Source organism: Lysobacter sp. Soil_C_59 (assembly GCF_057656415.1).
This window is the reverse complement of sequence record NZ_JBDGKK010000010.1, coordinates 43,683-62,854: the sequence shown is the minus strand read 5'-3', so window position 1 is coordinate 62,854 and position 19,172 is coordinate 43,683. Positions and strand designations below refer to the sequence as shown.

At 66.5% G+C, this 19,172-nt stretch carries 13 protein-coding genes; 10 read left to right on the top strand and 3 right to left on the bottom strand.

The features are described from left to right. Positions 1-8: 8 nt before the first annotated feature. A complete protein-coding gene (locus tag AC3A3Q_RS16370) occupies positions 9-875 on the bottom strand; it encodes a polysaccharide deacetylase family protein (RefSeq protein ID WP_487587236.1) in 867 nt (288 codons plus the stop codon). Beyond that, entirely contained in the window at positions 847-3,360 is a 2,514-nt protein-coding gene (locus AC3A3Q_RS16365) for a glycoside hydrolase family 3 protein (protein ID WP_487587235.1), read from the bottom strand. Before AC3A3Q_RS16365 ends, AC3A3Q_RS16370 begins: the two co-directional genes overlap by 29 nt. Positions 3,361-3,709: 349 nt before the next feature. Between AC3A3Q_RS16365 and AC3A3Q_RS16360 the strand changes: the two genes are divergently transcribed. The 8 genes from AC3A3Q_RS16360 (at position 3,710) to glk (ending at position 15,872) form a co-directional block, all read left to right on the top strand. Further along, positions 3,710-4,717: a LacI family DNA-binding transcriptional regulator gene (locus AC3A3Q_RS16360; protein WP_487587234.1), complete on the top strand. Its 1,008-nt coding sequence runs from the start codon at positions 3,710-3,712 to the stop codon at positions 4,715-4,717. A 377-nt stretch (positions 4,718-5,094) separates the two neighbouring features. Continuing rightward, positions 5,095-8,148, top strand: coding sequence for a TonB-dependent receptor (locus AC3A3Q_RS16355; protein ID WP_487587233.1), 3,054 nt, complete (start codon positions 5,095-5,097; stop codon positions 8,146-8,148). Positions 8,149-8,238: 90 nt separating this feature from the next. Continuing rightward, on the top strand, positions 8,239-9,780 hold the full coding sequence (locus AC3A3Q_RS16350) for a tryptophan halogenase family protein (RefSeq protein WP_487587232.1): 1,542 nt from the start codon (positions 8,239-8,241) through the stop codon (positions 9,778-9,780). Between the two features lie 51 nt (positions 9,781-9,831). Continuing rightward, complete coding sequence (locus AC3A3Q_RS16345) at positions 9,832-10,539, top strand: SapC family protein (protein WP_487587231.1); 708 nt, start codon at positions 9,832-9,834, stop codon at positions 10,537-10,539. Beyond that, the gene (locus AC3A3Q_RS16340) at positions 10,523-11,542 is read left to right on the top strand and encodes a cupin-like domain-containing protein (RefSeq protein WP_487587230.1); all 1,020 of its coding nucleotides are present in this window, start codon (positions 10,523-10,525) and stop codon (positions 11,540-11,542) included. Before AC3A3Q_RS16345 ends, AC3A3Q_RS16340 begins: the two co-directional genes overlap by 17 nt. 10 nt (positions 11,543-11,552) lie before the next feature. Continuing rightward, positions 11,553-13,082: a tryptophan halogenase family protein gene (locus tag AC3A3Q_RS16335; protein WP_487587229.1), complete on the top strand. Its 1,530-nt coding sequence runs from the start codon at positions 11,553-11,555 to the stop codon at positions 13,080-13,082. A gap of 10 nt (positions 13,083-13,092) precedes the next feature. Next, positions 13,093-14,865, top strand: a complete 1,773-nt coding sequence (locus AC3A3Q_RS16330; RefSeq protein WP_487587228.1) for a cellulase family glycosylhydrolase — start codon at positions 13,093-13,095, stop codon at positions 14,863-14,865. After that, the gene (gene glk / locus AC3A3Q_RS16325) at positions 14,862-15,872 is read left to right on the top strand and encodes a glucokinase (RefSeq protein WP_487587227.1); all 1,011 of its coding nucleotides are present in this window, start codon (positions 14,862-14,864) and stop codon (positions 15,870-15,872) included. Before AC3A3Q_RS16330 ends, glk begins: the two co-directional genes overlap by 4 nt. A 15-nt stretch (positions 15,873-15,887) precedes the next feature. Here glk and AC3A3Q_RS16320 read toward each other — a convergent pair whose 3' ends face one another. After that, positions 15,888-16,724 (bottom strand): alpha/beta fold hydrolase, encoded by an 837-nt coding sequence (locus AC3A3Q_RS16320; protein ID WP_487587226.1) that lies wholly within the window; start codon positions 16,722-16,724, stop codon positions 15,888-15,890. Positions 16,725-16,841: 117 nt separating this feature from the next. Between AC3A3Q_RS16320 and AC3A3Q_RS16315 the strand changes: the two genes are divergently transcribed. Together AC3A3Q_RS16315 and AC3A3Q_RS16310 are read left to right on the top strand one after the other, a co-directional pair. Further along, positions 16,842-17,792, top strand: a complete 951-nt coding sequence (locus tag AC3A3Q_RS16315; RefSeq protein ID WP_487587225.1) for a LysR family transcriptional regulator — start codon at positions 16,842-16,844, stop codon at positions 17,790-17,792. Between the two features lie 115 nt (positions 17,793-17,907). Next, positions 17,908-18,975 carry a phosphotriesterase family protein gene (locus AC3A3Q_RS16310; RefSeq protein ID WP_487587224.1) on the top strand — a complete coding sequence of 356 codons (1,068 nt, stop codon included), beginning with the start codon at positions 17,908-17,910 and terminating at the stop codon, positions 18,973-18,975. Positions 18,976-19,172 lie beyond the last annotated feature (197 nt).

Sequence of the window (19,172 nt, the reverse complement as noted above, 5' to 3'; positions counted from 1 at the left end):
GATGGGCCTCAGTGGGCGCCCGGTGCTTTGCTGACCGCCGCCTGCTGCTGCCTGACGTGGGTCATGATGTTGGCGAAAGTATCGACCCAGTACACATCGCGGTGCCTGGCCAGGTAATCGAGCAGCTCTTCGTGTGCTTTGGCCGAGGTGGTCAGGTAATCGCCACCGACGCCGTGGAAGGTGAAGCTCACCAGGCCGTGCCTGCGCCTTGCCTCCTTCACCAGCGCGATCATGTCCTTGCCGGACATGCCGTCGGTGGAGATTACCGTGACGGCCGAAGGGTCCATGCCGGCGACGTCGGCGGTGACGGCATTGCCGCCGATGCGGACGCCGACGAAGGCATCGGCGACCAGCGCCAGGTAGTTCTGGCCCCGGGCGACGGACTCGTTGCAAGGCAACGCCATCGTGCGGACGGTCTTGCCGTCGATGGCATTGAGCATGGTGTTGGCCAGCAGCACCTGGTCCTTCATCTGCTGTGCCGTGGTTGTGTCGAGGTCGCGTTGCGGCTCGACCCACTCGTGGCCCGGGGCCGAACGCGAGCACTGGTGGAACAGCGTGTGGTTGCCAAGTTCATGGCCATTGGCCGCGGCTGCGCGCCAGTCGGCCAGGCGCGCGGCGACCGGCTTGTTGGCCATCACCAGGAAGAACGTGGCCTTGAATCCGTGCTTGTCCAACGCCGGGATGGCGATGTCCAGGTGCGAGTCGAGCGCGTCGTCGTAGCCCAGGCTGACCGCGGCCTGCCGCCCCTGCGGCCACGCGACCGGTTCGGCGGCGATGGCGGGCTGCGAGCTGCCCAGCATCGCCAGCAGGGCCAGCGCCGCCGCGGCGGCGCGGGCCTGCGGCCGGTTACGGCGCCGCGCCACAGTCGATCGCATTGGCTTGCTTCGCCGCGCCGGCGACCACCGCCACGCGGGTGAACGCAGCCGAGAACGGCGCCTTTGCCTGGACGCTGAAGGGCACGTCGACGCCACCGATGTCGACCTTCTGGTCAGCGAAGCATTTCAGCGGCACGTTGATCGTCACCTTCTTGCCGATGCCGGCCGCGATCAGCTGCGGCGCGATGTCGACGCTGCCCGAGACCTTGCCCGACGTCATCCCCACCAGCACCGGCGAGGCCGGTGCCTTCTGCACGACGACGTCGAACTGCAGGCCACCTCCGGCGAAGGCGAGGGCGTTGAGGTTGTTGGCACCGGTGCTGCGGGCCAGCAGGCGCGCAGGCGCCAGCCAGGTCACCGACTTGGCATCCTGCTGCGTGTTGACCTGCGTGGTCGCAACGCGGATCGCCGGCTTGGCCTTCGGCCACTCCACCGTGTCGTTGAGCGAGGCACCGACCACCTGCGAGGCGCCACCGGCTTCGACCTGCAGCTGGAACGGCGCGGCGTCGTTGGTGTTGAAGATTGGCAGCGACGTCGCCGGGCCGCAGGCATCGACGTCGGACTCATCCAGCTTCGGCACCGATGCCGGCTTGGCATAGGTCAAGCCGTAGCCGCGCGCGAACAGCGGCGGACGCTTGGGATCGGGGCGGTTTTCCGGTGCAGGGCAGGGGACGCCCGGCCACGAAAACGACAGACGGCCACGGAAATCGAAGCGCTTCGACGCCAGCAGTGCGTCGACGACGCCACCGCCTTCCGAGCCCGGCAACCATGCCGCGACGAAAGCGTCGGACAGATTGATCAGGTCGTTGCTGTAGAGCGGGCGACCGGACATGAAGACGGTCACCACAGGCTTGCCGTGCGCAGCCGCTGCCTTCAGCACCGCCAGGTCCTCGGGATGGCGGCGGCTATGCGCCATCGTGTCCGAGCCGATGATGTCGCCGTTGGTCTCGGCATACGGCGTTTCGCCGATCACCGCGACGACGACATCGAACTTGCCCGGATCCGCGGCGGTGCCGGTCGGGTCGAAGCTAACGCGATCCGCGCCGAGTGCCTCGCGCAGGCCGGCCAGCACGGTCTGGGCATTGAGGTAGTCGGCGCTGGTGTTGTCGGTGCCTTGCCAGGTCAGCGTCCAGCCACCGGTCTGGTTGGTGTAACTGTCGGCGCTCTTGCCGACCACCAGCACGCGCTGGCCGGCCTTGAGCGGCAGCGCCCTGCGCTCGTTCTTGAGCAGCACCAGCGACTCGCGCACCGCCTCGCGGGCGAGTTCGCGATGCACCAGCGCGTCGGCCTTGCCGGCGTAACGGCCGTCGGACGGCTTGCGGTCAAACAAACCGGCACGCAACTTCACGCGCAGGATCCGGGTGACGGCATCGTCGATGCGCGACATCGGAATCGTGCCGTCCTCGACCTGCGCGATGGTGTTGGCGATGAACGCCTTCCAGTCCTCGGGCACCATCACCATGTCGATGCCGGCGATGATCGCCTGCGGGCAGCTGGCATTGCTGCAGCCGGGCACCTGGGCGATGCCGTTCCAGTCGGAGACGATGAAACCGTCGAAGCCGATCTTGTCCTTGAGCGCGCCGGTCAGCAGCGCCTGCGCGCCGTGCATCTTGCCGTAGTCGACGCCGCCGTCGACGTCGTCCCAGCTGTTGAACGAGGCCATCACCGTCTGCACGCCGGCGCCGATCGCGCCGTAGTAGCCCTGGCCATGGACGTTGATCATCTCGCTGCGCGGGATCAGCGCATTGCCCTGGTCGCGGCCCATGTCGGTGGCGCCGTCGCCGATGAAGTGCTTGGCCGTGGCCACCACGGTACCGTCGCCGCGCAGGTCGCCCTGCAGGCCACGGATGTAGGACGCGGCATAGGCGTGAACCACCGCCGGGTCGGACGAGAAGCTCTCGTAGCTGCGGCCCCAGCGCATGTTCTGGGCGACGGCCAGGGTCGGCGCGAAGGCCCAGTCGATGCCGGTGGCGCGGGTCGCCTGCGCGGTGGCGCGGCCGATCTTCTCGACGAGCGCCGGGTCGCGCGCCGCGCCCAGGCCGATGTTGTGCGGGAACAGCGTCGCGCCGACCACGTTGTTGTGGCCGTGCACCGCGTCGGTGCCCCAGATCACCGGGATGGGCGTCTTGACCTGCGCGCTCATCGACGCCTGGTGGTAGCTGTCGGCCAGGGCCAGCCAGTCGGCGACGGTGGCGTGCTTGTTCATGGCCGGCCAGGAGCCGCCGCCGTTGAGGACCGAGCCGATGTGGTAGCTGCGCACCTCGTCGGGCGTGATCGCCTTGATCTCGGGTTGGGTCATCTGGCCGATCTTCTCGGCCAGAGTCATGCCGGCGAGGATCTGCCGGGCGCGCGCCTCGATGGCCGCGTCGCTGGCGATGGCGCTGTCGACACGCGGCCAGTCCTGCAGGAGCGTCGCCTGCCCGGAGGCCTGGTCGGCCGCAACTCCGTTGCCGCCATACAGGAACAGTGCCGCACCGATCGCCAAAAGACTTGCTCCAACGAAAACTCTCGCCTGCACGTTCTGCTCCCCATGGACGTTCGGGCCGCGCAAGGCTGGCCGGGATCATGCCCGGCAGTCGCGGCGCCAGCGATTGACAGCGCTGTCAATACTAGCCGGCGATGCGCCTTGTCAACGTTCGCGGCCAGCCGCCGCGTGGATATGCAAAGCCGTAGTGGATTAGCCGCCGGCGGCCCGGTCCTGGCTGCTGCGCCGCAGCAAGCCTTTGCGATGCATACTCTGGCCGCTCGGAGCCCATGACCGGTCCTGTCATCGCGGACGGCCATGGTTCTGGCACCATCTGCCGCGTTCCGCCCCCTGGAGCATCCGCCGCTCAATGCGTATTCGAATCGAGGATGTCGCCGCCGCTGCCGGCGTGTCGATGAAGACTGTCTCGCGCGTGCTCAACAACGAGCCCAACGTGCGCGAAGAGATGCGCGAGCGCGTCATGCAGGCCGTGACCGAGCTGCAGTACAAACCCAATCCATCCGCGCGCAGCCTGGCCGGCCAGCGCTCGTACAGCGTGGCGCTGGCCTACAACAACCCGTCGCGCAACTACATGATGGAAGTGCAGAACGGCATGCTCGAGGCCTGCCATGCCAGCAACTACAACCTGTTCCTGGCCGCGGTCAGCCTGGGGCGCGAGCGCGTGGCCGACATCCAGGGCCTGTTCCGCAACTTCGGCCCCGACGGCGTGCTGCTGATCCCGCCACTCACCGACGACAAACTGATCATCGACGAGCTGGAGAAGATGGACGTGCCGTTCGCCTGCATCGCGCCCAAGAACGCCGCCGGCCGGATCGGCGTCGCCATGGACGAGACGACCGCGGTGCTCGAACTGATGGCCAAGCTGGTCGAGCTCGGCCATACCCGCATCGGCCACATCAAGGGCGCCGCCGCGCACGGCGCCTGCCGTTGGCGTTTCGACGGCTATCGCAAGGGATTGCAGGACGCCGGGATCGAATTCGATCCGGAACTGGTGGTGCAGGGCGCGTTCTCGTTCGAATCCGGTTGCGCCGGCGCACAGGAGCTGCTCGACCTGCGCAAGCCACCTACCGCGATCTTCGCCGCCAACGACGACATGGCCGCCGGCGTGATCCGGGTCGCCCGCGAGCGTGGATTGAACGTACCCGGCGACCTGTCGGTGTGCGGCTTCGATGACACGCCGATCTCGCGCCACATCTATCCGTCACTGACCACCATCCGCCAGCCCACGTCCGAGATGGGGCGGCTGGCAACGCTGGAACTGCTGGCCAGGATCAAGTCGCCCGAAGCAGGGCGCATGTTGCGCGTCGACCACGCACTGGTGATGCGCGAATCGACGCAGGCGCCGTCGCGCCGTTGACGGATCGCGCGATCCACCAGGTGATCGACCGCGCGACCGTTCGTACCACGCTCGAGTGAAATGCCGTGCATGACTGCTCGCGCGTGCATGCGTGTGCGTGCGTGCGTATGTGCGTATGTGCGGGCGCGCACCAAGTGCACAAATGCTAGCGCTAACATTCATGCGCCGATGCTTCGAACTGCAGTCCTGTCGGCCTGTATCGCTGCACTGCACAACGAAAAAACCGCTTGAAAACAGCGGTATTCCGTAACGAGAAGCCCTTTTGCATGGGTGTGTTGACAGCGCTGTCAATCCGACGTCAAATCCCCTCGCACTGAACATGCGGGCAGCGTGGCGACGCCTGCAATCTCGATCGTGGATTCTGGGGAGGAGTTTCGATGAAGCAGTCGCGTGTCGCCCCCAAGCGCACACTACTTACGTCCGCATTGCTGCTGGCGTTGAGCCAGCCGCTGTATGCACAACAAACAACCAACACCACCAGCACGTCCGAAGCCGGGCAGCGCTCGGCAACGGTCGACGAGGACGCGCGGACGCTCGACACCGTCGTGGTCCAGGGCATCCGCGGAAGCCTGACCTCGTCGATGAACCTCAAGCGCGACTCGCAGGGTGTCGTCGACGGCATCGTCGCCGAGGACATCGGCAAGTTCCCGGACACCAACCTGGCCGAATCGCTGCAGCGAATCAGCGGCGTGTCGATCGACCGTTCGCTCGGCGAGGGTGCGCGGGTCACCGTGCGCGGCATTGGTCCGGACTACAACCTGGTCATGCTCAACGGGCGGCAGATGCCGGCCTCGAGCAACGGCAATGGCGCCGGCGTGTCCAACTCGCGCGCGTTCGACTTCGCCAACCTGGCGTCGGAAGCGATCTCCAGCGTCGAGGTCTACAAGACCAGCCGTGCCAGCATCCCGCCCGGCGGCATCGGCGCGACGATCAACATCCGCACCGCGCGGCCGCTGGAGTCCGAGCCGGTCATCAATGTCGGCATGAAGGCCGTGCACGACACGTCCAACGGCAACCTGCCCGATTCGCTGCAGGGCCACGACATCACCCCGGAAATCTCCGGCATCTTCAGCCAGCGCTATTTCGACGGCACCTTCGGCGTGGCCCTGACCGGCAGCTACCAGGAGCGCGACTTCGGCTTCAGCCAGGTCGGCGTGCCCAACGGCTGGCGTCCGTTCCGTGGCGACGAGAACAACTGGGGCACGATTCCGCAGCCGGGCACGCCGGGTTCGGAGAACATCACCAACCGCCCAGGTCCGACCGACATCTACTCGGTTCCGCAGAACCTCAACTACAGCGTCAACGGCGTGCAACGCCAGCGCACCAACGGCCAGCTGACCCTGCAGTGGGCGCCGGCAGACAACGTCACCACGACGCTGGATTACACCTATTCCGAGAACAAGATCCAGCAGCAGCGCAATGAGCTGTCGGTATGGTTCAACTACGGCCCGTCGGTGTCCTCCTGGACCGATGGCCCGGTGGCGGCGCCGCTGATCTACAAGGAAATCATCAATCCCGCGACCAGCGACGTTTCGATGGGCGGCATGCGCCTGGCCAACGTCAACGAGAACAAGTCGCTCGGCTTCAACGTCGACTGGGAAATCAGCGACGCCCTCGACCTGTCGCTGGACTACCACAACTCCTCGGCCGAAACGCGTCCGGACAGCCCGTGGGGCTCGGCGGGCGTGCTGGGCATGTCGGCGTTCGTGCGTGGCGACACAACGGCGGACTTCACCCGCGACTTCCCGGTGGTGACCATCGCGCTTCCGCCGGGCGTCTCGCAGGTGGAACCGTCGCAGGCGCTGGTATCGGGCTCGGTGTTCAACAACGCCTACAACAAGTCCGAGATCGAACAGACCCAGCTCAAGGGTCGCTTCGAGTTCGGTGACTACTCCGGCCTGGACTTCGGCGCTTCCTACACCGACGTCGAGAACCGCACCGCGTTCGGCTTCATGCAGCGCGATACGTGGGGCGGTGTCGGCACCGCGGCGGACTACGACGACAGCATCTTCACCCCGGACAACATGGGTGAATACTTCGAAAGCTTCTCGGGGCACAACGCACCGGCCTTCACCGACCGCTTCCTGCTGTTCGATTTCGATCGACTGCGCGCGCGGGCGGCCGAGCTGACCGGCCATCCCGAGTGGTACCGGGCACCGGACGCGTTCACCCGCGACCTGCGCACGGAAGAGAAGTCCACCGGCGGCTACATGCAGTACACGACCACGTTCAACTGGTCGATGCCGCTGAACCTGGCGGCCGGCGTGCGCTACGAGAAGACCGAAGTGACCTCGTCGGCACTGGTACCGACGGCCACCGGCATCTCCTGGAGCGCGGCCAACGAGCTGAACCTGAACTTCGGCGAGCCCGGCTTCGCGACGCTGCGTGGCGAGTACGACTACTGGCTGCCCAACCTCGACGCCAGCCTCGACATCACCGACAGCATCATCCTGCGCGGCAGCTACAGCCAGACCATCGGCCGGCCGGGCTGGGCGGACATCCAGGGCGGGCGCACGCTCGACCAGATCGTGCGCGTCGACGGCGGCACCGGCACGCAAGGCGATCCGTCGCTCAAGCCGCTGGTGTCGGACAACTTCGACCTGTCGTTCGAGTGGTACTTTGCCGAATCCAGCTACGTGTCGGTGGGCTACTTCCGCAAGGACATCGAGAACTACATCGGTACCTCGCAGATCATCGACGTGGGCGGCAGCGACGGCGAGACGCCGTTCAACCTGCATACGCCGGTCGGCGGCGGCTACTGGAACGCGGCACTGGCCAACGGTTGCCCGCAGGCCGACGTGGTGTGCATACGCAACTACATCCTGGGCAACTTCAACGGCCAGCCGGGCGTGACCAGGACGGGCACGGATGCCAACGGCAACGCCACCGGCACGATCAACGGCCTGTCCAGCGACCCGCTGGCGAGCTTCAGGATCACCACGCCGGCCAACAAGCAGGACTCCACGCTCGACGGCTGGGAATTCAACATCCAGCACGTGTTCGGCGAGACCGGCTTCGGCGTCGCGGCCAACTACACCATCGTCGACAGTCCGGACCTGAACTACGACAACGCCGTGATCGCCAGCGCCGGCACCAACCAGTTCGCCCTGGTCGGCCTCAGCGATTCGGCCAACCTGGTGCTGTTCTACGAGAAGTACGACTGGTCGGTCCGCACGGCCTACAACTGGCGCGACCAGTTCCTGTCGGCGGTGTTCGACGGCTCGGGCATTCCGAACCCGAACTACGTCGATGACTACGGCCAGCTCGACATCAGCATCGGCTACCAGATCAACGATCAGATGTCGGTGCAGTTCGAAGGCATCAACCTCACCGACGAGACGGTGCGGGTGTTCGGCCGGAATGAGCGGCAGACGCTGTTCGCCACCCAGAACGGTCCGCGTTACATGCTCGGATTCCGGTACCAGTTCTGATGTTGTGATGGTTGCAAGTCACGGGAGCCGCCGGCACGCTGGCGGCTCCCGTTCGCTGTAAGGGGCCAGGGGGACGATTTGAGTCAGGCTGTGAAGCACGTTGTGATCCTTGGCGGCGGCTCGGCGGGCTGGCTGACCGCGGCGGTATTGGCCGCCGACCACCAGGCGGCCAGCGCCGGCGGCCTGAAAGTCACCCTGATCGAATCGCCCGATGTCGCCACGATTGGCGTTGGCGAAGGCACCTGGCCGACGATGCGCGACACGTTGCGCCGCACCGGCGTGACCGAGACCGATTTCATCCGCGAGTGCGATGCCGCCTTCAAGCAGGGCTCGAAGTTCGCGCGCTGGCGCGTCGATCGCGACGACGACTACTACTACCATCCCTTCGTGCTGCCGCAGGGCTACCTGGAGACGAATGTCGTCGCCGGGTGGATGAAGCATTCGCAGGTGCCGTTCGGCAAGCTGGTCAGCTTCCAGCCGCACCTGTGCGAGGCCGGCAAGGCACCCAAGCAGTTCTCCACGCCCGAGTGGGCGGCGGTGGCCAACTACGCCTACCACCTCGACGCCGGCAAGCTCGGCGTGTTCATGCGCAAGCACTGCGTCGAGCGGCTTGGCGTCCGCCATGTCAGCGACCACATGACCGGGGTCAACGCGCACGACAATGGCGACATCGCCTCGCTGCAGACGCGCGACCACGGCGCCATCGAGGGTGATCTGTTCATCGACTGCAGCGGCATGCGCGCGCTGTTGATCGGCCAGCACTACGGCATCGAGATCCAGTCGCAGAAGCACGTGCTGTTCAACGACCGTGCGATCGCCCTGCAGGTTCCGTACGCGGATCCGCGCCAGGAGATCGCCTGCCAGACCATCTCCACCGCGCAGAGCAGCGGCTGGGTCTGGGACATCGGCCTGCAGACGCGCCGCGGCGTCGGCCACGTCTACTCGAGCACGCATACCACCGACGAGGCGGCGGCCGACGAACTGCTGAAGTACGTCAAGGCCACCGGCGGGCGCGAGCAGGACATCTACACGCTGCCGAAGATCACCATCCGCCCCGGCTACCGGCCCAAATCCTGGCACCGCAATTGCGTCGCCATCGGCCTGTCGAGCGGGTTCATGGAGCCGCTTGAGGCCTCATCGCTGGTGCTGGTGGAACTTGCGGCCGGCATGCTCAGCGACCAGCTGCCTGCCACGCGCAGCGACATGGACATCGTCGCGGCGCGCTACAACGATTCGTTCCAGTACCGCTGGGAGCGGGTGGTCGACTTCCTCAAGCTGCACTACGTGCTGACCGGGCGCACCGACAGCGATTACTGGCGCGACAACTGCCGGCCCGAGTCGATCCCCGATCGCCTGAAGCAACTGCTGCAGTTGTGGCGCCACCAGCCGCCGTCGCGCCATGACCTGTACAGGATCGAGGAGGTGTTCCCCTCGGCCAGCTACCAGTACATCCTCTACGGCATGGGTTTCCACCCGGAGCAGCGTCCGGCGACGCGGCGCATGGACGATCCCGCGCAGGCCGAAGGCTACTTCCGCGAGGCGGCCGAGCTGACCCGCAAGATGCTGGCCGCGCTGCCGGGGCATCGCGAAATGCTCGATCACGTCATGACGCGCGGGATGTCAAAGATCTAGCCGCCGCGCATAGGATAGGTACTCACGCGTTTGCCAGGACACACCAGGGCCATGCCGAACCACGTACTGCTCAACAACATCGACCACAAGTCCCTGCGCATCGATACCGGCCATGACGCTGCGCTGGGCGACGATGTCATGTTCACGGTGACCTTCCCGGCGGAGTTCCGCAGTGTCCAGGCGCATTACCCGATCGTGTTCCACAAGGACGCGCAGGGCGAGCTGCAGCCGGTGGCCATGTTCGGCTTCAAGCAGGGCAGCAACCTCTTTCTTGACGGCGGGCGCTGGGATGCGACCTACGTGCCGCTCGCCATCGAGCGGCAGCCGTTCCTGATCGGTCGCGACGGCGAGCAGTTGATGGTCCACATCGACCTCGACCATCCGCGCGTGCGCAACGACCGCGGCGAGATGCTGTTCCGCGACCAGGGCGGCACCACCGACTACCTCGACCGCATCACCTCGGTGCTGATGACGCTGCACGATGGCCTGGAGGGCACGCCGGCCTTCATGGCGGCGATGCTGCGGCATGACCTGATCGAGTCGTTCACGCTCGACGTCGAGCTCGACGACGGTTCGCTCAATCGCCTGGTCGGCTTCTACACGATCAACGAGGAGCGGCTGCGCGCGCTCGACGCCGCCGCCCTGGACGAGCTGCACCGTGCCGGTCATCTGGAGCCGGTGTACATGGTGGTCGCGTCGGTCTCGCGCTTCCGCGACCTCATCGCGCGGATGAACCGCCGCCATGCTGCCGGGCACTAGCCCCATCGCCGAGCTCGCGGACGTCGATCCGCGTGCAATCCCGCCCGAGCTGCTGCAATCGGGCAAACCGCTGGTGCTGCGCGGTCTGGTAGCGAACTGGCCGATGGTGCAGGCCAGCCGCGGCCCGGCTGAAGCGTCCGTGGCCTACCTGCGCGGTTTCGAACGCGTCGATGGGCCGCCGGTAGTCGCCACCGTGGGTCCGCCGGAAATCGGCGGACGCTTCTTCTACAACGACGACCTCAGCGGCTTCAATTTTCGCCAGGAGCACGTGCCACTCGGTGTCGCCCTGAAGACGTTGTTGAAGTACGCGCAGCAGGAGGCCTCGCCAGCGATCTATATCGGCTCGACCACGATTGATACCTGGCTGCCGGGCTTCCGCGAACACAACGACCTGACGATCCCCGGCGCCGAGCCGCTGGCCAGCATCTGGATCGGCAACCGCACCCGCATCGCCGCGCACCAGGACGTGCCGGACAATCTCGCGTGCGTGGTCGCCGGCCGCCGCCGGGTGACGTTGTTCCCGCCCGACCAGCTGCCCAACCTTTACATCGGTCCGCTTGACCACACGCCGGCCGGCCAGCCGATCAGCCTGGTCGACTTCGCCGCGCCAGACTACGAGCGCTTCCCGCGTTTCCGCGATGCGCAGGCGCACGCGCTGACGGCGGTGCTCGAGCCCGGCGACGCGGTGCTGATCCCGAGCCTGTGGTGGCACCACATGGAAGCGCTGGAAGACTTCAACGTGCTGGTCAATTACTGGTGGCGGCAGACGCCGGCGTGGATGGACACGCCGATGAACGCGCTGATGCTGGCGATCATGACCGTGCGCGACCTGCCGCCGGCGCAGCGAGCCAACTGGGAAGACGTGTTCCGCCACTACGTGTTCCAGCCCGGCGAGGCGACCGCCGACCACATCCCCGAGAGCGCGCGCCGCGTGCTTTCGCCGCTCGATGAATCCCAGGCCCGCAGTCTGCGCGCGCGTCTGTTGCAACGACTCAACCGCTGAGGAATACCAGATGACGAACGACAGCCCCGACCTCCGCAACAAGCCGATCCGCCGCGTGGTCATCGCCGGTGGCGGCACCGCCGGCTGGATGGCGGCCGCGGCGCTCTCGCGGACGCTGGGCAAGGTGCTCGACATCACCCTGATCGAGTCCGAGGAGATCGGCACCGTCGGCGTCGGCGAGGCCACCATCCCCACGCTGGTGACCTTCCATCGCCTGCTCGACATCAAGGAGCAGGAGTACATGTCGGCGGTGAAGGGCACGATCAAGCTCGGCATCTCGTTCGAGAACTGGCTCGACGAAGGCCATCGCTACATCCACTCCTTCGGCATCAGCGGCAAGGACCACTGGTCCGCCGGCTTCCAGCATTTCTGGATGCGCGGGCAGAAGCTCGGCATCGCCAGCGGCTACGAGGATTACTGCGTCGAGCTCAAGGCCGCGCTCGAGGACAAGTTCGCGCACCTGCCGCGCGGCGGCATCAACTACGCCTACCACATGGATGCGAGCCTGTACGCGCGGTTCCTGCGCAAGCTCAGCCAGGACCATGGCGCGCGTCGCATCGAGGGCAAGATCGTCGAGGTCGAGACCGACGAGGCCTCTGGCTTCATCACCGCGCTCAAGCTCGCCGACGGTTCGACCGTCGAGGGCGATCTGTTCATCGACTGCACCGGTTTCCGCGCGCTGCTGATCGGCAAGGCGCTCGGCGTCGGCTTCGAGGACTGGTCGCACTGGCTGTTCAACGACAGCGCCCTGGCCACGCAGACCCTGGCCGTGCGCGACGCGGTGCCGTACACGCGCGCCATCGCCGGCAAGTCCGGCTGGCAGTGGCGCATCCCGCTGCAGCACCGCGTCGGCAACGGCATCGTCTACTCCAGCAAGCACATGAGTGACGACGAAGCCAGGCACGAGTTCCTGTCGAGCGTGGAAGGCGAGATCATCAAGGACCCGTGGCCGGTCCGCTTCAAGCCCGGCCAGCGCAAGAAGAGCTGGGAGAAGAACTGCATCGCGCTCGGCCTGGCCGGCAGCTTCATCGAGCCGCTGGAATCGACCACCATCCATTTGATCCAGCGCGGCATCGTGCACCTGCTGCGGATGTTCCCGCAGGTGGTCGCCCAGCCCGACATCGACCAGTACAACGCCACGCTCGATTCCGAGCTGCAGCACGTGCGCGACTTCGTGGTGATGCACTACCACCTGACCAACCGCCGCGACTCGCAGTACTGGCGCGACATCCAGGACATGGAGATCCCGGCGACGCTGAAGCATCGCATCGACCTGTTCCGCGAGACCGGCAAGGTGTTCCGCCAGGCAGAGGAACTGTTCGCCGAGAACTCGTGGGTGCAGGTGATGATGGGGCAGGGAGTCATGCCGAAGCAGTACCACCCGACCGCCGACGTGATGAGCGAGCCGGACCTGAAGCGGTTCCTCGACGACATCCGCCGCAACGTCGACAGTACCGTCAAGGCGTTGCCGCAGCACCAGGCCTACATCGACCAGTACTGCCCGGGCCCGCGCGAGCCGGCTCCGGTCAGCGCCGGCTGAGGCAGCGCACATGCGCGCGACGAGCGAGGCCGGTGGCAACCGCCGCCGGGCCAGGGCAGGGGCGGGCCGCATGGCGGCCGCGGCGCTCGTTGCCTGCTTCGCGTTGGGCGCATTTCCGGCCACTGCGGGCGGTTTCCTTCGCGCGCAGGGCAAGCAGATCGTCGACGAGCAGGGCAACGTCGTGCTCCTGCGCGGCATTGGCCTGGGCGGCTGGATGCTGCAGGAAGGCTACATGCTGGAAGTGCAGGGCAACGGCACGCAGCGTTCGATCCGCGCCCGCATCAGCGACCTGATTGGCCTCGACAAGACCGAGGCGTTCTACCAGGCCTGGCGCGACAACCACGTCACCAAGGCCGACATCGACGCGCTGGCGGCATGGGGTTTCAACTCCGTGCGGCTGCCGATGCATTACGAGCTGTACACCCCGCCAGTGTCGGAGGAACCGGTGCGCGGCCAGCAGACCTGGCGCGAGGAAGGGTTCCGCCGCACCGACGAGCTGCTGTCGTGGGTGAAGGCCAACGGCATGTACCTGGTACTGGACCTGCACGCGGCGCCGGGCGGGCAGGGCAACGACCTCAACATCTCCGACCGCGACCCGGCGACGCCGTCGCTGTGGGACGACGCGGCCAACCGCGACAAGATGGTCGCGTTGTGGCGAAAGCTGGCCGAGCGTTACAAGGACGAGCCGGCGATTGCCGCCTACGACATCATCAACGAGCCCAACTGGGGTTTCGCCGACGCCGGCGACAGGCACGGCTGCAGCGAGAACGGCAATGCGCCCCTGCGCGACCTGCTGGTGCGCACGACGCAGGCGATCCGCGAGGTCGACCGCCGCCACATCGTCGTGATCGAAGGCAATTGCTGGGGCAACAACTACCGCGGCGTGCTGGATACGAGCCCCTGGGACGACAACCTGGTGGTCAGCTTCCACAAGTACTGGAACGGCACGGGCCGCGACACCCTCAAGGACCAGTTGGCGCTGCGCGAACGCTGGAACCTGCCGTTTTGGCTGGGCGAGACCGGCGAGAACTCCAACGACTGGTTCACCCGCACCGTGGCGACGGTCGAGGCCGAGGGCATCGGTTGGGCGATCTGGCCGATGAAGAAGATCCGCTACAACAATCCGTTGCAGATCCAGCCCAATCCCGGCTACGGCAAGGTGCTGGCGTACTGGCGCGGCGAAGGCGGCAAGCCGACACCGGCCGAGGCGGAAGCGGCGCTGATGACGCTGGCCACGCACGACATCCGCTACGAGAACAACACCTTTCACCCGGATGTCGTCGATGCCCTGCTGCGCGCGCCGGGAGACGATCGCAGCGTGCCGTTCAAGGACCATCGCATCGGCGCGGACGGCGGCACGATCGCAGCGGTCGACTTCGACATGGGCCGCAACGGCGTTGCCTACCACGACCTCACGTCCGCTAACGAAAGCGGCAAGCCCGACACCGGCTGGAATCCTTCCAGGACCTACCGCAACGACGGCGTCGACCTGGCCGACGGCGCGGACGGCATGCACGTCGCCGACATGCAGCCGGGCGAGTGGTTGAAGTACACCTTCACGGTCGCCACTGCGGGCCGTTATGGATTGCAACTGCAGGGCAGTCGCGGCAAGGCCCGCGTCACCCTCAACGGTGTCGTGGTCGGGAAGGCCACGACCGGACGATCGCGCGAAGTGGCGCTGCTCGAAGGGCTCAACACGCTCGTCATCGAGGCCATCAGCGTCGGCACCGACCTGAAGTCCGTCCAGTTCACGCCGCCGGTCGCGGCATCGGAGCGCAGATGAACAACGCTGTCGCGTTGGCAAGACGGGCAGGGACGCGCGTGCTGGTCAGCGACGTCGGCGGCACCAACGCGCGCTTCGGCCTGGCCGAGGCCGGCAGTCGTGGCGCACTGATCGCGGGCAGCGTCCGTGAATTCCCGGTGGCAGGGTTTGCTTCGCTCAGCGAAGCAGCCGGCAGTTACCTGCAGATGCAGGGTGAGCATGTCGATACCGCGGTCTTCGCCGTGGCGGGGCGCATCGTCGACGACGAAGTCCGCATCACCAACCACCCCTGGGTGATCTCACGCGAACAGACCGAGCGCGCGCTCGGCATCGGCCATGTCGCGCTGATCAACGATTTCGCCGCCCAGGCCATGGCGATCACCTGCCTGCAACGCGACGACGTGGTCGCGATCGGGCCGCAGGCCTGGCGCCCGTTCGATGCGCGCGTGCCGCGCACCTATGCCGTGATCGGTCCGGGCACCGGCCTGGGCGTGGGCGGACTGCTGGTGCGCAACGGCCGGTGCTATCCGCTGGAAACCGAAGGCGGTCACGCCGGGTTCGCGCCGGTGACGGTGGCGGACCTGCGCCTGCTGGAATGCCTCATCGGCCGGTTCGGTCGCGTCTCGTGCGAGCGCCTGGTATCCGGACCAGGCCTGGTGAATCTCTACAGCGCCGTGTGCAAGATCCATGGCCACGCGCAGGAGACGACGGAGCCATCGGCGATCACGGCCAGGGCGGCGGCAGGCGACGCGAACTGCCAGCAGGCCATCGAGGTCTTTTGCGCCGCGTTCGGCTCGATGGCCGGCGACCTCGTGCTCACGCACGGCGCATGGGATGGCGTATTCCTCGCAGGCGGGCTGGTGCCGAAGCTGCTGCCCGCGTTGCAGGCGTCGTCATTCCGCGAACGGTTCGAAAGCAAGGGGCGCTTCTCCTCGGCGCTGGCCGACGTGCCGTCCCTGGCCATCGTGCATCCGAATTCGGGGTTGCTTGGCGCCGCGGCGCACGCGTCGGAGCTGTTCAACGCCTGATCGCCGCGTGGTCGCTCAGTCGCCGAGCAGGAAGCCGGTGACCGCCCACAGGTAGTCTTCCGGCCGTTCGACGTTCGGCAGGTGCGCGGTGGGCAGCTGGATGAGCCTGGCGCCCGGGATGGCGGCCGCGATCTGCTCGGCATGGCGGGCAGTGGTGACCACGTCATGTTCGCCGCCTATGACCAGCGTCGGTCGTTCGATCAGCGAACAGGTGCGACGCATGTCGGTATCGCGCACTGCCGCATATGCCCCGGCGAGTCCACGCGGGTGCGTGCCGAGCACCATCGAACGAAACGCTTCGACCACAGGACCGCCTTTGGCGAGCATGTCGGCCGGAAACCAGTTGTGCAGGAAGTTGTCCGCGGTCGCATGCATGTCCTTTGCGTCCGCAAGCGCCGAGATGGCCTCGTCCCATTGCGGTGCCGGCCCCAGGTACGGTGCGGTGTTGCTCAGGATCAGGCGATCGATGCGTTCGCCGGCGTGGATGCCCAGCCATTGGCCGACGATGCCGCCGAGCGACAGGCCGAGGAAATGCACACGGTCCAGGCCGAGGGCATCGAGCAGTTCGACGACGTCGCGGCCGAGCCTGGCAGGCGAGTAGGCCCCCTCCGCAACGCTCGAGGCGCCGTGTCCGCGCATGTCGTAGCGCAGGACGCGGAAGTCGCGGGTCAGCGCTGGCACCAGTGCGTCCCACATGCTCAGGTTGGTTGCGATGGAATTGGACAACATCAGCACAGGCCGTTCCACGTCGCCATCGAAGCGGTAGGCGGTGAGGGCGCCGTCGCCGAGCGTGGCGATGCCGGAACAAGGGTGGAGTCGGTCGGATTGCGGAACGAGCGTTGCTGAATTCATGACCGTGAAGAAGAGTGGAGGAGGGACCGCAAAACTGTTGCGGCAACCAGAAGGTAGTTGCCCTGCCACCGTATTGATATTACAAAGAATCTACTCAATCTGTAGGTTTCATGGACAATGAGCGCGTTCACGCTGCATGACCTGCAGTGCTTCGATGCGGTCGTCCGCGAAGGCAGCTTCCAGGCTGCGGCGGCCGCGCAACACCGTTCGCATCCGGCGGTGTTCAGTGCAGTGGCGCGACTCGAGCGCCAGCTCGGTGTCGCCTTGCTCGATCGCAGCGGCTATCGGGTACGTCCCACCGAGGCCGGCACGTCATTGCATCGGCAGGTGCAGTCGCTCTTGCGCGAAGCCCAGTCGCTGCGCGTCCATGCGCAGCAGCTGGCGATGGGCGAGGAAACGCAGTTGCGCATCGTCATCGGCGACCTGTGCCCACGACCGGAAGTGCTGGCGTTGCTCGGGCGATTCTTCGCGAGCTGCCCCAGGACACGACTGCACCTGCACTACGAGGCGATCACCGGCCCCATCGAGCGACTGCTCGACAACGAGGCCGACCTGATCATCCATCGCGTCGATGCTTCGGACGAACGCCTGGATGCGCTGGTGCTGGGGACCATCCGCCTGGTCCCCGTGGTGGCGCCCGGATTCCTGTCCTTCCCGGTGACGGGCGCGATCACGCACGAGCAGATGCGCCAACTCACCCAGTGCGTCATCCGCGATACCGCCCGCCATTCCCCCGATTACAGCTCGCTGATCGTCGAAGGCGCCCACCAGTGCACCGTGGCCGATCACGCGATGAAGAAGGAAGTGATCATGCAGGGCATGGCCTGGGGGCACCTTCCGCATTTCATGATCGAGCAGGAGTTGCGCGAGGGCCGCCTGCTGGACATCACCGGCCGCCACTTTCCGGGTGTCACCGAAACCCTGGTTGCTGCACGCCGGCGCGACATCCCGCTGGGCCCGGTGGCGACGCGCCTGTGGCAGCACATGGCGGAAGGTGCCCGCGAACTGCAGTCCGTCATCAAGCCTGGAAGAGCGGTGGGCGCGAAGAAGCGGCGGCCGCTCCGGTAGGGCGCGGTCCGTTGCAGGCAACACCACCGGGGCGATCGTGACGGCCGCGTGCGGGCCGGAGCGGTAACGATGGCGATAAGATCGCGACGCCTCGGTCCTGAAGGGATGTCGCGCGATGCAACGCAGGGAATTTATCGGCGCCTTGGCGGCGTCGACACTCGCATGGGGCCTGCCCGGCTGCGCCGGTATCGGTGGCGCCGCCAGCAAGGCAGGCTCATCCGTGATGACGGTGACGGGTCCCATTCCGGCCGCAGACCTGGGTATGACGCTGGCGCACGAGCACCTGTTCGCTGACGTGCGTCCCTACGCGGAGCAGACGGCCAAGCCCATCGCGCCTGACATGGATGAAGTGGTGGAGGTGGTCCTCCCCTATCTCCGCGAGATACACCGCCAGGGCTGCCGCACGCTGGTCGACTGCACCGCCACGACGCTCGGGCGCAATCCGGCGCTGATACGGCGGCTGGCGCAAGCCAGCGGCCTGCAGATGCTCACCGTCACCGGCGCCTATGTCGCCGCCGGCGGTCGCTTCGTGCCGCCCTACGTGGTGGCCGAAACCCCCGAACAGCTCGCCCGGCGCTGGATCGTCGAATGGCGCGAAGGTATTGGTGATACCGGCATCCGTCCGGGCCTCATCAAGCTCGGAATCGAGGACGACCGACTCAGCGACATCGAACGCAAGGTGCTCCGTGCCGCTGCAATGACGCATCTCGATTCGGGTCTCGTGATCGCTTCGCACACGGGTCCTTGGGCTGATGTCCCGCCTGGCCGCAATGCGCGATGCGCCTTTGCGCAGCTCGAGATTCTGCAAAGCGCCGGTGTCGCGCCTTCGGCCTGGATCTGGGTGCATGCGCAGAACGAAGTGCAGGGCAACCAGCATGTCGAGGCAGCGCGCCGTGGTGCCTGGGTTTCGTTCGATGGCTTCCGTCCCGGACAGGAGGCGGCCTATCTGGCGATGATCGGCCGTATGCGTGACGAGGGCCTGCTCGACCACGTGCTCGTGTCGCAGGACGCAGGCTGGTACAACGCCGGACAGCCGCGTGGCGGCGAGTTCAAACCCTATCTGCCACTTTTCACGACGCTTATCCCGGCGCTGCGCGAGGGCGGCTTCGACGAAGTGCAGATCGGCACGATCCTGGTCGACAACCCGGCGCGAGCGTTCGCGGTCCGGAAAGCGGTGACCTGACAGGCCAGGGCGGCACATGGACCGGAAGACCTGGTCGCCGCCTCCGCCACCGAGGACGGCCGCGTCATCTGAACGCGCCCCCGAGCGCCTTGTGGCACATCGTAAGTGCTTGTCTCAAAAGGCATTCCGCATTGCAGCAAGCCATTTGCCGAAACGCTGGGTAGAGTTCCACCATCCGTCCCGGGACCCCCTTTGAC

What these genes read in the sequence shown, in the direction of transcription:
- AC3A3Q_RS16370 (WP_487587236.1), bottom strand. Translation starts at nt 875, where the DNA reads ATGCGATCGACTGTGGCGCGGCGCCGTAACCGGCCGCAGGCCCGCGCC.
- AC3A3Q_RS16360 (WP_487587234.1), top strand. Translation starts at nt 3,710, where the DNA reads ATGCGTATTCGAATCGAGGATGTCGCCGCCGCTGCCGGCGTGTCGATG.
- AC3A3Q_RS16355 (WP_487587233.1), top strand. Translation starts at nt 5,095, where the DNA reads ATGAAGCAGTCGCGTGTCGCCCCCAAGCGCACACTACTTACGTCCGCA.
- AC3A3Q_RS16345 (WP_487587231.1), top strand. Translation starts at nt 9,832, where the DNA reads ATGCCGAACCACGTACTGCTCAACAACATCGACCACAAGTCCCTGCGC.
- AC3A3Q_RS16340 (WP_487587230.1), top strand. Translation starts at nt 10,523, where the DNA reads ATGCTGCCGGGCACTAGCCCCATCGCCGAGCTCGCGGACGTCGATCCG.
- AC3A3Q_RS16335 (WP_487587229.1), top strand. Translation starts at nt 11,553, where the DNA reads ATGACGAACGACAGCCCCGACCTCCGCAACAAGCCGATCCGCCGCGTG.
- AC3A3Q_RS16330 (WP_487587228.1), top strand. Translation starts at nt 13,093, where the DNA reads ATGCGCGCGACGAGCGAGGCCGGTGGCAACCGCCGCCGGGCCAGGGCA.
- glk (WP_487587227.1), top strand. Translation starts at nt 14,862, where the DNA reads ATGAACAACGCTGTCGCGTTGGCAAGACGGGCAGGGACGCGCGTGCTG.
- AC3A3Q_RS16320 (WP_487587226.1), bottom strand. Translation starts at nt 16,724, where the DNA reads ATGAATTCAGCAACGCTCGTTCCGCAATCCGACCGACTCCACCCTTGT.
- AC3A3Q_RS16315 (WP_487587225.1), top strand. Translation starts at nt 16,842, where the DNA reads ATGAGCGCGTTCACGCTGCATGACCTGCAGTGCTTCGATGCGGTCGTC.
- AC3A3Q_RS16310 (WP_487587224.1), top strand. Translation starts at nt 17,908, where the DNA reads ATGCAACGCAGGGAATTTATCGGCGCCTTGGCGGCGTCGACACTCGCA.